Consider the following 14,324-nt stretch of genomic DNA (forward strand, 5'->3'; position numbering starts at 1 on the left):
ACTTACATACACCAAAACTTTTGTCTTAAGCCACCAGGCTTAAGGCTTTTTTTATTTGAAGTATTAATTCACAGAATTCGATAGCAGGGAATCTACCGTGAAACATGCATGTTTATACATAGGGATGTCCAGTTGAACCACAAGGCATGAACGATATAAAATGATGGAAAGGGGGAGTTGTATGTCTATTCAGAAAATTTCCATCGTTGGATTGCCCATGGATTTGGGACAAGCTAGGCGAGGCGTGGATATGGGACCTAGTGCCATTCGCTGTGCAGGAATTATTGAGCGACTCGAACAATTACATATAGAAGTAGAGGATCTAGGAGATATATTGGTGGGACGCCCTGAAAGTGCCAATGAATCGGGAACGAATTTAAAAAACTTATCACTTGTTGCGAAGGGAAACACCGAGTTGGCTATTAGAGTGGATGAGATAATCGAAAGTGGCTCTTTTCCACTTGTATTGGGAGGAGATCATTCAATAGCCATTGGTACGCTTGCAGGAGTCGCTAAGCACCATGAAAATGTCGGTGTGATTTGGTATGATGCTCATGGAGATTTAAATACGGAGGAAACGTCGCCATCAGGGAATATCCATGGAATGCCGCTTGCTGTCAGCATCGGGCTCGGGCACCCGGACCTAATCAATATCCATGGATCCATTCCAAAGGTGAAACCGGATAACATCGTGATCATTGGGGCAAGGTCACTGGATGAAGGGGAAAAAGCGCTTATACGTGATAAAGGGATTAAAGTATACACGATGCATGAAATTGACCGGATGGGAATGACACGGGTCATGGAAGAATGTATTGAATATTTAAGGGAAAGAACCGACGGGGTCCACCTTTCACTGGATCTGGATGGGGTTGACCCAGCAGATGCTCCAGGTGTAGGGACCCCGGTAATTGGCGGCATTACATACCGGGAAAGTCATTTGGCGATGGAAATGCTCGCGGAATCTAAGTTGATTACTTCGGCGGAATTCGTTGAGGTAAATCCGATTTTGGATGAGAGAAATAAAACGGCCATCGTTGCCGTTGCACTCATGGGATCGCTATTTGGGGAAAAACTATTATAGATGAAGAAATATAAAAAACAGTAACCGGCTTGTAATGGGTTACTGTTTTTTATATGCTAGAAGTCGTAAGTTTATTTTCCTGGGTGTATGTAATTAGAACATGTCTAAATATAAATGGCAGCAAACACATTTCCACTCTCAAAGTGCACGACTGTCCTTAAGGCTTCTGCTCTTTGTTAATTGGAGGTACTGATTGATTAAAATATCCAGTTTGCTGCTTACTTCAACCACTTCATTATCAACCATCGAGGAATGGGAAGCCAATATCATCATTTTTTGTCTGTATTGTTCGATATGGTCCAAAATCTGTTCAGCAGTCATATTGAGATACACTCCCTTGGATTTTCAATTTCTTACTATATAGCCCTGTTTTTTTTTTCTTAAACATTAAATGTAAAACTTTGTTAAAATTAATGTATTATATTTTTGAAACCTTTTAGCTTACGATTCGTAATAATCGTATAGCCGCATGAGCGGGGGTAATACTGGAAAATGGATGCACTCATTAAAGAGAGAATTAATCAAGTAGTAAAGGGAGACCATAATGCATTTGGAGAAATTGTCGAAATTTATAAGGACAAAGTTTTCCAGATATGTTTCAGGATTCTTGGAAACAGGCAAGAAGCGGAGGATTTGGCACAAGAGGCCTTTGTTAGGGCCTTCGTGAATATTCGCAGCTTCAATATAGACATGAAATTTTCTACATGGTTATATCGCATAGCGACTAACCTATGTATTGATCGCCTTCGCAAGAAAAAACCGGATTACTATCTCGATGCAGAAGTCGCTGGAACAGATGGATTGAATATGTATTCCCAGCTTGCTTCTAATATGGCAAAGCCCGAGGTAGAAGCCGAATCTTTAGAACTGCAGGAGACCATTCAAGCGGAAATCATGAAATTGCCCGAGAAATACAGATCGGTAATCGTATTGAAGTACATTGAAGAATTATCTTTAAAGGAAATCAGTGAAATACTCGATTTGCCAGTCGGCACAGTTAAGACGAGAATACATCGTGGTCGGGAAGCCTTGCGTAAACAACTACGCCATTTATAATAAGAAGGTGAGAAAAAATGAACTGCCATGAGGAAATCATTGAATATATGCATGATTATTTAGATGAGGACATCGAACCGGAGCATAAAGAGCTTTTGCGAGAGCACCTGCATACGTGTGCTGAATGCCGGGCTTACTTTCATGAAATGAAAAAGGCGATAGCTCTTGTACAAAGCACCTCCCATATTAAGGCGCCGGATGACTTTACTGCAAAAGTCATGGCCCAATTGCCAAGGGAGACGAAAACAACTGGTGCCAAACGTTGGTTTAAAAGCCATCCCTTCATGACAGCGGCAGCTATGTTCATTATTTTGATGACAGGCTCCGTTTTTTCCACTTATAATCAGGATGAACATTTTTCGGTTTCAAAACAGCCCAATTTAGTGGTTGAAGGTGAAACGGTGATTGTGCCTGAGGGTGAGACAATCGAGGGAAATGTCGTAGTCCAAAATGGTAATATTCAAATAGATGGTGAAGTAGAGGGAGATGTCACAGTCATAAATGGACAGAAGTATATGTCCAAGGCAGGAAATGTGACAGGAAGCATCCATGTCATTGACCAAGCTTTCGAGTGGATGTGGTATAAGGTCAAGGATACTGCCACCTCATTGATTCCGTCGCATGAGGGGAAGAATCAATAGAGAATCAATAGAAGATATGGAGCTGAGTGGGGACATCGTGTTTCTTTTGCGATGACTTCGCTCAGCTTTCCTTTTTAAGGAGAAGATTAGCTTGATATATCACTGCCGAGTAAATTTCTCACACTAGTTTTAGAAGTCTCATTTAAAAAATGGTATACTATTAAGGTTATTGCATAACGATTGTAATTGTTATTTGGAGTAATACTGACTGGAGGAAACAACATGTCTTTATCCAATTTGAATGTTTGGGACTATGTAGTAAATTTCATTGATATTCTCCTTGTTTGGTTCGTGATATATAAATTGTTAACTATTATTCGTGGCACGAAGGCTATTCAGCTGCTAAAAGGAATTTTTGTAATTGTCATTGTAAAAAGCTTAAGCAACCTGTTTGGTTTCAATACACTTGGATGGTTAATGGCACAAGTCATGAATTGGGGAGTATTGGCAATTCTCGTCATTTTTCAACCGGAACTGAGAAGGGCACTTGAACAGTTGGGACGTGGGAAGCTCTTTGCACGGGGCACCGTTCCAGAAGAGAATCAGCAAGAACGCTTAGTTGAGGAAATCCTGAAGGCGTCCACTTATATGGCGAAGAGGCGGATAGGGGCCTTAATTACGATAGAAAAGGGAACGGAGCTCGGGGATTATGTTGAAACCGGGATTCCTCTAAAATCCTATATTTCTTCAGAGCTGCTCATTAATATCTTCATACCTAATACGCCGCTTCACGATGGCGCAGTCATTTTACAAAATAATCAGGTGGCTGCTGCAGCCTGCTATCTCCCTTTATCGGAAAGCCCGTTCATCTCAAAGGAACTCGGCACCCGGCATAGGGCAGCAATCGGCATGAGCGAAGTGACCGATAGTCTTACGATTGTCGTTTCTGAAGAGACGGGTGGGATATCGGTTACTAAAAATGGTGAGCTCTACCGGGATTTGAATCAAGAATCGTTCAGGGCCATGCTGACAAGCGAGCTCGTAGTGGAAAACAATAAAACAACTTCCTCAGGCATCTGGAATTGGAGGGGGAAAAAGAATGGATAAATTCACGAATAGTGCGTGGTTTATGAGAATCGTAGCGTTTGCTTTGGCAGCACTTCTGTTCATTTCCATTAACTTTGAAATGGAGTCGGATAAAAAATCGCTCGGTTTATCGACTGCCCCTGAAATAAGTACGGAGACCATTGAGAATGTACCGGTTGAAGTGTACTATGACCGTGAAAATCTAGTGGTAAGCGGAGTGCCGGAAACGGTGGATGTGACCTTAAAGGGAGCAAAGAGCCTATTGATCAATGCAAAAAACCAAAGGGGCTTTAAAGTTTATGTAGACCTGTCAGATCCAGAGATTTCGATGGGGAATAGGACGGTCACATTCAAAATAACCGATTTGAATGATAAGCTGGTGGCGACAATCGATCCGGAATATGCAGAGGTCAATGTTCAGGAACGAGTGACGAAGGAATTCTCGGTTGATGCCGAGTACAATACCTCTTTACTTGAAGATGGTTATACTGCCGGGCAGCCGACGGTAAACCCGAAAACGGTCAAAATAACGGGCGCTAAAGACGCAATCGAACAAATATCCTACGTAAAGGCAAACCTTGAAATAAGCAAGGGTCTTAACGAAACAGTGAATGGGAAAGCAACCGTCAAAGCACTTGACCGGGACTTGAACAAGTTGGATGTGACGATTGAGCCTGCATCAGTTGCAGTGTCCTTGGAAGTGAGCATTCCTTCCAAAACGGTATCCATCGTACCAAAACAAACCGGAAAAGCGAAGGATGGAGTCAGGATCAAGAGCATAAGCGTAGATCCTAAAGAGGTCACCTTATTCGGATCAGAAACGAGCCTGGAAAAAATAAGTGAATTGAAGCTTCCTGTAAATATCTCCAAAATTGACGGTGATACAGAATTGGAGCTCGATCTTACAAAACCAGGAAGTGTCCAAAAGTTGTCCTTAGGTAAGGCTAAGGTCACAATTCGCACGGAAAAAGTCGATGTGGATCAAAAGGATGCAGATCCCGTCGATGAAGAGGTAGTGCAGGAACCAGCACAAGATCAAGAAGAAGAAATAGAAGATAAACCAGTCGAAGAAGATGAACCGACTGCGATCGAGTCCAAGACATTCAACAATGTGAAAATTGAACCTGTAGGCCTACAGGATGGTTTGGATGCCGAATTGGAATCGGATGTAACCAGCATCACCCTGCGGGGCAAGGCCGATGACTTGAAGGATATCACGAAAGAAGACATTAATCTTACAGTCGATTTGAGTAATTTAGATGAAGGAACACATGATGTAGAACTGGCTGTAAATGCCCCTGCGGGAATGGATTGGGAACTGGGTACTAAAACGGTTACGGTTACCATTATAGCCAAAGGCGAGGAAACATGAACTCCCGTTTACATCATTTAATTCAGTAACGATTCGAAGAAGGAGCGATTAAGATGGGTAAATATTTTGGAACAGACGGAGTTAGAGGTATAGCGAATAGCGAATTAACACCGGAGTTGGCATTTAAACTAGGCCGTTTTGGTGGCTACGTCCTCACTAAAAATACAGAAAAACCCAAAGTGCTAATAGGGCGCGATACACGCATCTCAGGTGAAATGCTGGAAGGTGCACTTGTTGCTGGTCTCCTATCGATTGGGGCAGAGGTGATGCGCCTTGGTGTCATATCGACACCGGGAGTAGCTTATTTGACAAAGGCCTTAAGTGCTGAAGCGGGTGTCATGATTTCTGCTTCGCATAATCCAGTCGAGGATAATGGCATTAAATTCTTTGGACCTGATGGCTTCAAGCTATCCGATGATCAAGAAGCTGAAATTGAAGAACTGTTGGATATGGGTAAAGATGAACTTCCTCGTCCTGTTGGCGGTGACTTAGGCCATTTAAACGATTATTTCGAAGGTGGTCAAAAGTATTTGCAGTACTTGAAACAATCAGTGGACGAAGACTTTACAGGCATTCATGTTGCGCTTGATTGTTCACATGGAGCGACCTCATCCTTGGCTATGCATTTATTTGCCGACCTTGATGCGGACATCTCTACAATGGGAGCGTCGCCAAATGGTTTGAACATTAATGATAAGGTAGGCTCTACCCACCCTGAGGCACTTGCTGAATTCCTAAAAGAAAAAGGCGCCGATGTTGGCCTTGCTTTCGACGGGGACGGAGACCGCGTCATTGCCATTGATGAAAAAGGAAATATAGTGGACGGCGACCAAATCATGTATATCTGTGCAAGATACTTGAAAGAAAATAATCGCCTGAAACAAGGAACTGTAGTTTCCACAATCATGAGTAACCTTGGCTTTTATAAAGGTCTTGAAGAGCATGATATTCAAAGTGCCCAAACGGCAGTGGGAGACCGCTACGTGGTGGAGGAAATGAGGAAAGGCGGCTATAACCTTGGCGGTGAACAGTCCGGACATATCATATTCCTCGACTATAACACGACAGGTGATGGTTTATTAACGGGCTTACAGCTGGTTAACATCATGAGTGACACCAAAAAAAGCCTATCCGAGCTCGCCGGTGAGATGAAGAAGTATCCACAAACGCTTATCAATGTCAGAGTCACCGATAAACATGCTGTAACTGATAACGAGAAGGTACAGGCAGTCATCAAGGAAGTTGAATCGGAAATGAACGGGAATGGCCGCATTTTGGTTAGACCATCCGGTACCGAACCGCTTGTCCGTGTGATGGCCGAAGCACCTACTGAAGAAGAATGCACCAATTATGTCGATCGCATCGTCTCGGTCGTAAGAGCCGAAATGGGATTAAACGAATAAACAATCTTATGCATAAAAGGAACGAAAGATCCTTTTATGCATATTTTTATAAATAAGTGGTATTTTTTATAAGCCATGATAATAAAGAATTGACCTATGTCCCTTGTTTAAGGTATGATTATCCTGATTTACAACCGCTTGTCTATATAAGGGTTGTATCAAGAAGGAGGGTAGGCAAGGAAAGTATGATTGACAAAAGCGCCTGAACTAAGTCTGGTCGAGAAGGGCTTAGTTGACGAGGAGGAGGTTTATCGAATGTTCGGCGGATACCTCCCGGCTGAAGTGCACAGCCGCAGTAATTCCAATTTTAAAACAGTGGGGCAACTTACTGCACAAAGGATTGGAAATGCACAATGGGATAAATGCTTATAGGCATTTCCTTAATAAAAAATATACTTTAGAGATGAGGGGGCAGGGATGCCCCCGTGCATTCCTGTTCCCTTGGATCGGTTGGAGGAACAGAAATTATGTGTGGAATTGTTGGATATATTGGACTTAATGATGCGAAGGAAATCCTATTAAAAGGCCTTGAAAAACTTGAATACCGCGGGTACGACTCTTCAGGGATTGCCGTGAAGAATGCTGCGGGCGTAACGATTTTTAAGGAAAAGGGACGAATCGCTGACCTGCGTGGAGCCGTGGACGAAAATACGGCTGCACATACTGGAATTGGACATACGCGCTGGGCCACTCATGGTGTTCCAAGTCGTGAAAATGCTCATCCCCACCAAAGTAATTCAGGTCGCTTGACATTAGTCCATAATGGGGTCATTGAAAACTATGCGCTTCTAAAACGTGAATATTTGCAGGATGTTGCCTTTAAAAGTGAAACGGATACCGAGGTCATCGTTCAACTTATCGAGACATTCGTAAACGATGGCATGGATGTTGAAGAGGCGTTCCGTCAAACACTCACGCTATTGGAAGGATCATATGCGATTGCCCTTTTGGATACCCAAAATGATGAAACCATTTTTGTCGCGAAAAATAAAAGCCCGCTGCTGATTGGTGTCGGAAAAGACTTTAACGTTATCGCCTCAGATGCAATGGCCATGTTGCAAGTCACAGATCAATTCCTTGAACTGATGGATAAAGAAATGGTCATTGTGACGAAAGAAAAGGTAACGATCAAGAATCTTTCCAACGAAGAAGTTATGCGTGCTCCATATACTGCTGAACTGGATGCAAGTGATATTGAAAAAGGTACGTACCCTCACTATATGCTGAAAGAAGTCGACGAGCAGCCAGCTGTCATTCGTAAAATCATTCAAGCTTACCAAAATGAAGAAGGTAAACTTGCAATCGACTACAGCATTACTGAAGCTGTAAGTGAGGCTGACCGTATTTATATCATCGCTTGCGGAACTAGCTATCACGCCGGCCTGATCGGTAAGCAATTCATCGAAAAAATGGCTGGAATTCCGGTTGAAGTCCATGTGGCATCGGAATTCACTTATAATATGCCGTTATTATCGAAAAAACCGCTTTTCATCTTCATTTCGCAAAGCGGGGAAACGGCTGACAGCCGTGCCGTATTGGTGGCAATCAAAGCACTCGGCCATAAAGCCTTGACCATTACAAACGTACCTGGCTCCACATTGTCTCGTGAAGCGGACTATACGCTCTTGCTGCATGCCGGCCCTGAAATTGCCGTTGCCTCAACAAAAGCTTACACCGCCCAAGTGGCCGTGTTGTCGATTCTTGCAAATGTAACTGGCCAATTCCTTAACCTGGAATATGACTTCGACCTTGTAAAAGAGCTTGGAATCGTAGCGACAGCCATGGAGGCCCTATGTGACTCGAAAGAAGAGATGGAAGCCATTGCCCATGAATATCTGTCCGTTACAAGAAACTGCTTCTTCATCGGCCGCTCCCTTGACTACTATGTTGTCCTGGAAGGGGCGCTTAAGCTGAAGGAGATTTCCTACATCCAGGCGGAAGGCTTTGCTGGCGGAGAGCTTAAACACGGAACGATTGCCTTGATAGAAGAAGGTACACCTGTCATAGCCCTTGCGACACAAGCTGGCGTTAACTTAAGCATCCGTGGCAATGTCAAAGAAGTCGTTGCCCGCGGTGCCAACCCTTGCATCATATCGATGAAGGGGCTTGAAGAAGAGGATGATCGTTTCGTCATCCCGGAAGTGCACGACCTATTAACACCCCTTATCTCTGTTATCCCGACGCAGCTCATCGCCTACTACGCTGCCCTGCACCGCGAATGTGACGTTGATAAACCACGTAACCTTGCGAAAAGTGTAACGGTTGAGTAAGCTTGGAATGAGTGCTGTGTATGCTATAGATTTAAAATAAGTTTAACCCCTTTAGTTATGATTAGCTAAAGGGGTGTTTTTATGTCAAAAAGAAAAAGAACATCTAACATTAAAAAGTGGATTAAGGAAGGCCGAGGGACTCGAATCGGTGCAGATTATCAACAGTGGCTAAGATTCAAGACGTATCTTCATCAGGTTTGTGGAAATTGCGAAATATATTGCTCTTTAATAAAGAGATATGGAAGAGTCTTAACTAAAATGTGTCCATGACACTATATTAACTCCAATGCTTATTATTTCTTCATTACTTTAACAATCAGAACTATACCACTAATAAATAATGAAATAAATAGAACCAAAATAATTAGAGCTATTGTTAAATTTGTCATTGTGCTTTACTCCCAATTAGTTTGTCATTGTGCTTTACTCCAAGTTGGGGAAGTTACAGTATAAACATCTCCAGATTTAGTAGTAACTTTATTAATTAAAATATTAAAGTTTCACTTTCACACCTCCCTCTGTATAGTAATCAACATTATAATATCAGATATTTTAATGAATAAAATTCTAATTATGGAATAGAATTCAACAAATATGGGACTATAACTATATAATTTCTATGATAAATACAAATTAATGATATGAATTATCCGAAAAATAAAGATAGTCATGTATATTAATGTAAAAACAGGAGAGAGTTATCTTGAGGGAATCGATATAAGAATAAATATTAAGGCTTCGAAAATGAGACTAATAGAAACACTAGATATCCCTTACTTACCATCATAAGTGCAGTGAACAAATGGGTAGTTCTATAGATCACAGAACAAGGAGCGACTACTTTTGTAAGTAAATCTCAAAAATGAAACAAGGAGTTCCTAATTTGGAACTCCTTGTTTGTTTGGTTCTTGATAAAATGGAAATATAATTGTTTCTCATTTAGAACTCTCAGAGGGCGGTGATGCATATAGGTATAAATCGACTATAATAATCAGTTTTCTTTTAGTCTCTCTTGTAACTGTCATTTTTTACAATAAAGAAGTTAGATGTTTTGGTTTTCAGAAGATAATGAAACCCTAGTTCTAAAGGGGATTAGTCATTTTACAAAGGGGTAAAAATGAATACTGATATTAAGCAAATTCATCGCTTTATATTATATATAACGATACTAATTATGATTATTTTTCCTTTTTCACAACTTATATTACAAGAACTTTCTTTGCAAATAAGCAAACCATCATTTTTCTTTATAAGTAAACTGATTATTATCTATATGCTTTTTGTTTACTTAAAAAAGAAAAAAATAACTCTAACCAGCATTAGGCTAAAAAAGGTACATATAAAATATATTCTTCTTGGGATTTTAATGGGCATCATCGCTCACATGCTCACTATGTTTTTTGATAGGACCCAATATTATCTACTAACGGGCGAATGGCTTACTGCTGAAAAGATTGTTGGTACACTTATGGAGAGTAATCAAAACATAAGTTTTTACAGCATTATCATGATTGGCTTTTCAGTGGCGATTAGTGAAGAAATGCTTTTTAGGGGTATGTTATTAAAACAATATCAGAGTATGAACATAAAGCCGGCCATACTTTTAAGTGCTCTTATTTTTTGCCTATATCATATGACGGTGGGGAATTTGGTTTTCGCATTTGTCATGGGTATCTCTTTTGCAATCTTAACCATCTATACGGGAAGTATCGTTCCGGCTATCTTTTATCACTTTTTAGTGAATGAAATAATGAGGATCATCTTGCATTTCCCGGAAAAGGTTACCGAAACTTATTTTAAAGTAATGGTGTCTCCAATTACCACGATAACTGGTTTAATACTATTTCTATCTATATCAACTTACTTATTTGTAAAAATAAGAAAAAATATCCATTTTCAAAGTGAAAAAGTTAAATTCTTTGATAGATACATTATCTTGTTTATATTTATGTATGTTATTCTCCTAATACTTTATATTATAAAGGCATTAAAATGAATGGGCGGGAAGCGACTACTGTTAGCGCTCAAGAAAATGCGGTTCGGGCAGGGAGCAAAATGCAGTATTATATAATTTTTGGACTTGTCATATTTAATGTTTTAGTATGCACTTTTAAAATAGAGTCAATCATTCCATTCATAATGGTTGCTGGACTAGTAGGGCTTTATAAAGGTACTAAAACTGGTTCTGATTTTAAAAAGATATTTAATTTACATAAAGTAGATTTCTCTTTAAAAGAATCAAGAACTAGAACTGAATTATTAGGTGCCTTTATGCTCTCAGTCAGTACTGATATACTTTCAATTAAATACTACTTTCATGATGAAAATTTCATTTATGTAGCAATCCACGTTTTATGCTCATTATTATTCGGTTTACTTTTGTTTAGGCTTCTATTTCTAAATATGTTTAAAAAAGATGAATCTATGCTCAAGTGGAAAGGATAAAGCCCAAAACATAACGCTTTTGGGCTTTATCCATGGTGCATAAGTTTTTTGGTGAGCTTGGCTACATATAAATACCGCCCGCGGAGCTTATGAAGGATTTATTCTTGGATACTTTATACAATCTCCCTATCCGCCGTCTCATCTAGCTCCAAAGGTAAAAAGGCATATTCGCCGTCCCTGAGGATCTCACCTTTGCGAACAGCGATCGGTGTTTGGAAGAGCGGCCCATTGATAACTGTCGTATGGAATTCCCCGCCTTCTCCGCAAGGGTCGATATCCCGCGCTACAAGCTCCTGTACGTATTCATGGGTTAGCGTTCGTCCTAAATCGTCCTCACGCATTCCAAGTGAAAGATTAACCGTTACAATCATCGTCTCAAATCCGTGATTTATGAACTCTTCGACAGCTTCGCGGTGGTCCATTTCCCATAAAGGCATTCCAAGCTTCAATCCAGCATTTTTGGTAACCTTATCATTCCAACAGCCATGTTCAGGCATATCCAGGTCTCCAGTCACCAACACTTCTGCTCCTTGGCTCTTGGCATCCGCTAAAAGGCGCATAAATTCCTTTTCATAATCTGTCCAACTGGCAGCGGCCGTATATACCGGCAAGCCTATGGATTCAGCTTGGGCCTGTATGAGTTCCGGAGGCATTCCATGAGATCTGGACCGTTTCCCTTCTTCCTCAAGCATGACGATCAGTCCAACCGCTTCCCCAGCCTTCATGGCTTTATGAAGAGCTAGGACACTGTCCTTTCCTCCGCTAAAAGAAGCTATGAACTTATGCCCGTGGGCACCATTCTTCCAATTATTCAGTTCTGTCATATATCTTTCCCCCTAAATGTAATAGCTTCATTTGTTTGATTTTATCACGATTGTATTAAAAAAAAGATATTATTTAAGCTCAAGGTACACTAAAGGGAAGCTCTGTTGCGATTGTATTCTACTTCTGGTTGATGTTCAGTTATGGATCGTTCGTCCAGGATAGTATTTCTTTTGTTCATCCAGTCCATTTTCTTTTGCCGTCATCGTGATGGGGGTGATTTTGAATATAACGGTTTTGCTGCCTAGGGAGGAGCGGTATTTATCCACATGTGTTTTTGATAGAGGAGAATCATAGTAGTTCGGTACATATTTATCCAGTATTGCCTGCATGGCATTAGTAGCTTCATCCAAATCATTGATGATTTCGACGATTCCTGTCGCGATAACGCTCATATAAGCAGTATCAGTTTTTGCCGGGATAGGATCGACCATCGTTCCGTAATTCTCACTTACTGTAAAGCAAGCGTGGGGGTTCGTATTCATGATGTCTATTTTTCTTCCTGCTGCTGCACCATGAAAAAAGAAGCTTCCTTCATTCCAGACAAAGTTCAAAGGAATGACGTAAGGTTCTTCTCGATCAACCAATCCTAGAAAACCAGTCTGTGCTACTGATAAGAAATCGTTGATTTGTGCTTGATTCATACAGAATCTTTGCATGTATCTAGTGTTTTGTTTCATTGCCGACACTCCTTTATCACAAATAAGATATAATGAGTGTATTAAAATATTGTCCATCTAAAAAGTGACAGTTTCTTTAAAATGGATTGGGACAGATGGAGGTACTATGTTAGAGGTAAATCCTTTACTGAATAAGCAGAATGGCGTTTCCATTTATGTTCAGCTGTATCAATACATAAAAAAAGGGATAGAAGAGGGCGATATACCTGAGGGGTCTCGCTTGCCTTCGATCCGCTATTTATCAGCCCAATTAAAAATCAGTAAAAATACGGTGGATAATGCCTATCAGCAATTGATAGCAGAAGGATATATAGAAAGCAGGCCAAGAGTTGGGCTAACGGTTCTGCCTTTGGAGCAATCGTTTCTGTTACCCTTTTCCCGAGAGCTGCATATGAATCCCAAAGTATCGGTCGATCATGACACACCAGTTAAGTATGACTTCAAATATGGAGACATTGATATTGAAAATTTTCCGCTTCAGCTTTGGAAGCGGTGTTTGAATAAAGCATTACTTGGGGAACCTGAACAGTTATTGCAGTACGGGCCAAGACAAGGGGATGTTGGTCTTCGTACTGAATTGGTTAATTATCTTTTTCAGGCAAGAGGGGTTCGTTGTTCCATGGAGCAAATCGTGATTTGTTCAGGAACGCAGCATGCACTCAGCCTTATTCTTCAATTGCTCCATTCCCAAGGAGAAACTGTCGCCATGGAGAATCCAGGTTATGGCGGATCCCGAACGGTCTTCAGCAATCATGGGTGGTCAATTGAACCGATAAGTCTTGAACATGATGGAATGGATATCGAAAGGCTAAGGAAAAGTAAAGCCAAAGTCGCCTACATCACACCTTCCCACCAATTTCCATATGGGATGGTGCTTCCAATCCAGAAACGGTTATCATTATTGGAGTGGGCCAAGCATAATGACAGCTTTATCATAGAAGATGATTATGACAGTGAATTCCGATATCAAGGTCAACCAATCCCATCTTTAAAAGCTTTGGATACGAATGGGAGCGTCATCTATTTAGGTACATACTCCAAATCATTTTTACCTGCAGTACGAATGAGTTATATTGTTTTGCCCGAACGTTTATTGGGGGTATACCATCACAGATGCAGTCATTATAGCCAATCCGTTTCGCCGATCATCCAAAAAGCATTGTATGTATTTATGAACGAGGGACACTTTACAAGCCATATTCGGAAAATGAGAAAAGTGTACCAGATGAAGCATCAATCTCTTATACAGGCATTAAACAAGTATATGGGGAACCACGTGGAAATCATCGGCCAAAAGGCGGGAGTCCATCTATTGGTGAAGGTTAAAAATATTCCTACAGCAGAATTGGTGGACAAGGCAAAAGCAGCTGGAGTGAGGGTATATGAGACGTCTTCTTTTTGGGTGGATGGAAAGGAGACGGAGCCATCATTGGTGATGATCGGTTTTGGCGGACTTTCTGAAGAGGATATCGAAAAAGGAATTGCTGTCCTTCGAAATGCTTGGTTTCCTGAATTATAAAGCATT

The 14,324-nt window shown here is 40.9% G+C and carries 13 protein-coding genes and 1 pseudogene; 11 read left to right on the plus strand and 3 right to left on the minus strand.

Annotated features, from left to right (window positions below; all coding sequences use genetic code 11):
* Positions 1-187 precede the first annotated feature (187 nt).
* Entirely contained in the window at positions 188-1,084 is an 897-nt protein-coding gene (gene rocF, locus ASU00_RS18715) for an arginase (RefSeq protein WP_057915049.1), read from the plus strand.
* A 138-nt stretch (positions 1,085-1,222) separates the two neighbouring features.
* Here rocF and ASU00_RS18720 read toward each other — a convergent pair whose 3' ends face one another.
* Positions 1,223-1,405, minus strand: a complete 183-nt coding sequence (locus ASU00_RS18720; protein ID WP_057914991.1) for an aspartyl-phosphate phosphatase Spo0E family protein — start codon at positions 1,403-1,405, stop codon at positions 1,223-1,225.
* A 171-nt stretch (positions 1,406-1,576) separates the two neighbouring features.
* Between ASU00_RS18720 and sigW the strand changes: the two genes are divergently transcribed.
* The 9 genes and pseudogenes from sigW (at position 1,577) to ASU00_RS18760 (ending at position 11,297) form a co-directional block, all read left to right on the plus strand.
* Positions 1,577-2,140, plus strand: a complete 564-nt coding sequence (sigW, locus tag ASU00_RS18725) for an RNA polymerase sigma factor SigW (protein WP_057914992.1) — start codon at positions 1,577-1,579, stop codon at positions 2,138-2,140.
* Between the two features lie 17 nt (positions 2,141-2,157).
* Positions 2,158-2,781 (plus strand): anti-sigma factor family protein, encoded by a 624-nt coding sequence (locus tag ASU00_RS18730; RefSeq protein WP_057914993.1) that lies wholly within the window; start codon positions 2,158-2,160, stop codon positions 2,779-2,781.
* Between the two features lie 222 nt (positions 2,782-3,003).
* Positions 3,004-3,828, plus strand: a complete 825-nt coding sequence (gene cdaA / locus ASU00_RS18735) for a diadenylate cyclase CdaA (protein ID WP_057914994.1) — start codon at positions 3,004-3,006, stop codon at positions 3,826-3,828.
* Entirely contained in the window at positions 3,821-5,179 is a 1,359-nt protein-coding gene (locus ASU00_RS18740) for a CdaR family protein (RefSeq protein WP_057914995.1), read from the plus strand. Before cdaA ends, ASU00_RS18740 begins: the two co-directional genes overlap by 8 nt.
* A gap of 53 nt (positions 5,180-5,232) precedes the next feature.
* Complete coding sequence (gene glmM, locus ASU00_RS18745; RefSeq protein ID WP_057914996.1) at positions 5,233-6,582, plus strand: phosphoglucosamine mutase; 1,350 nt, start codon at positions 5,233-5,235, stop codon at positions 6,580-6,582.
* A gap of 467 nt (positions 6,583-7,049) precedes the next feature.
* On the plus strand, positions 7,050-8,852 hold the full coding sequence (gene glmS / locus ASU00_RS18750) for a glutamine--fructose-6-phosphate transaminase (isomerizing) (protein WP_057914997.1): 1,803 nt from the start codon (positions 7,050-7,052) through the stop codon (positions 8,850-8,852).
* Positions 8,853-8,933: 81 nt separating this feature from the next.
* A pseudogene (locus ASU00_RS26980) lies at positions 8,934-9,049 on the plus strand (heteromeric transposase endonuclease subunit TnsA); the annotation flags it as partial.
* A 920-nt stretch (positions 9,050-9,969) separates the two neighbouring features.
* Positions 9,970-10,848, plus strand: coding sequence for a CPBP family intramembrane glutamic endopeptidase (locus tag ASU00_RS18755; RefSeq protein WP_057914998.1), 879 nt, complete (start codon positions 9,970-9,972; stop codon positions 10,846-10,848).
* The gene (locus ASU00_RS18760; protein ID WP_057914999.1) at positions 10,845-11,297 is read left to right on the plus strand and encodes a hypothetical protein; all 453 of its coding nucleotides are present in this window, start codon (positions 10,845-10,847) and stop codon (positions 11,295-11,297) included. Before ASU00_RS18755 ends, ASU00_RS18760 begins: the two co-directional genes overlap by 4 nt.
* A gap of 113 nt (positions 11,298-11,410) precedes the next feature.
* Here the strand turns inward: ASU00_RS18760 and ASU00_RS18765 are convergent, their stop codons facing one another.
* Together ASU00_RS18765 and ASU00_RS18770 are read right to left on the minus strand one after the other, a co-directional pair.
* Positions 11,411-12,121 (minus strand): Dph6-related ATP pyrophosphatase, encoded by a 711-nt coding sequence (locus tag ASU00_RS18765; protein WP_057915000.1) that lies wholly within the window; start codon positions 12,119-12,121, stop codon positions 11,411-11,413.
* Positions 12,122-12,256: 135 nt separating this feature from the next.
* Entirely contained in the window at positions 12,257-12,799 is a 543-nt protein-coding gene (locus tag ASU00_RS18770) for a pyridoxamine 5'-phosphate oxidase family protein (protein ID WP_057915001.1), read from the minus strand.
* A gap of 106 nt (positions 12,800-12,905) precedes the next feature.
* Here ASU00_RS18770 and pdxR point away from each other — a divergent pair, with 106 nt between their 5' ends.
* Complete coding sequence (pdxR, locus tag ASU00_RS18775) at positions 12,906-14,318, plus strand: MocR-like pyridoxine biosynthesis transcription factor PdxR (RefSeq protein WP_057915002.1); 1,413 nt, start codon at positions 12,906-12,908, stop codon at positions 14,316-14,318.
* The last annotated feature ends 6 nt before the right edge of the window (positions 14,319-14,324 follow it).

This window comes from Peribacillus muralis (assembly GCF_001439925.1).
In the GTDB taxonomy this organism is placed as follows: Bacteria; Bacillota; Bacilli; order Bacillales; family DSM-1321; genus Peribacillus; species Peribacillus muralis.

Excerpts from the sequence above, each read along its gene's own strand:
- ASU00_RS18720 (WP_057914991.1), bottom strand. The coding sequence starts at position 1,405 with ATGACTGCTGAACAGATTTTGGACCATATCGAACAATACAGACAAAAA.
- sigW (WP_057914992.1), top strand. The coding sequence starts at position 1,577 with ATGGATGCACTCATTAAAGAGAGAATTAATCAAGTAGTAAAGGGAGAC.
- ASU00_RS18730 (WP_057914993.1), top strand. The coding sequence starts at position 2,158 with ATGAACTGCCATGAGGAAATCATTGAATATATGCATGATTATTTAGAT.
- cdaA (WP_057914994.1), top strand. The coding sequence starts at position 3,004 with ATGTCTTTATCCAATTTGAATGTTTGGGACTATGTAGTAAATTTCATT.
- ASU00_RS18740 (WP_057914995.1), top strand. The coding sequence starts at position 3,821 with ATGGATAAATTCACGAATAGTGCGTGGTTTATGAGAATCGTAGCGTTT.
- glmM (WP_057914996.1), top strand. The coding sequence starts at position 5,233 with ATGGGTAAATATTTTGGAACAGACGGAGTTAGAGGTATAGCGAATAGC.
- glmS (WP_057914997.1), top strand. The coding sequence starts at position 7,050 with ATGTGTGGAATTGTTGGATATATTGGACTTAATGATGCGAAGGAAATC.
- ASU00_RS18755 (WP_057914998.1), top strand. The coding sequence starts at position 9,970 with ATGAATACTGATATTAAGCAAATTCATCGCTTTATATTATATATAACG.
- ASU00_RS18760 (WP_057914999.1), top strand. The coding sequence starts at position 10,845 with ATGAATGGGCGGGAAGCGACTACTGTTAGCGCTCAAGAAAATGCGGTT.
- ASU00_RS18765 (WP_057915000.1), bottom strand. The coding sequence starts at position 12,121 with ATGACAGAACTGAATAATTGGAAGAATGGTGCCCACGGGCATAAGTTC.
- ASU00_RS18770 (WP_057915001.1), bottom strand. The coding sequence starts at position 12,799 with ATGAAACAAAACACTAGATACATGCAAAGATTCTGTATGAATCAAGCA.
- pdxR (WP_057915002.1), top strand. The coding sequence starts at position 12,906 with ATGTTAGAGGTAAATCCTTTACTGAATAAGCAGAATGGCGTTTCCATT.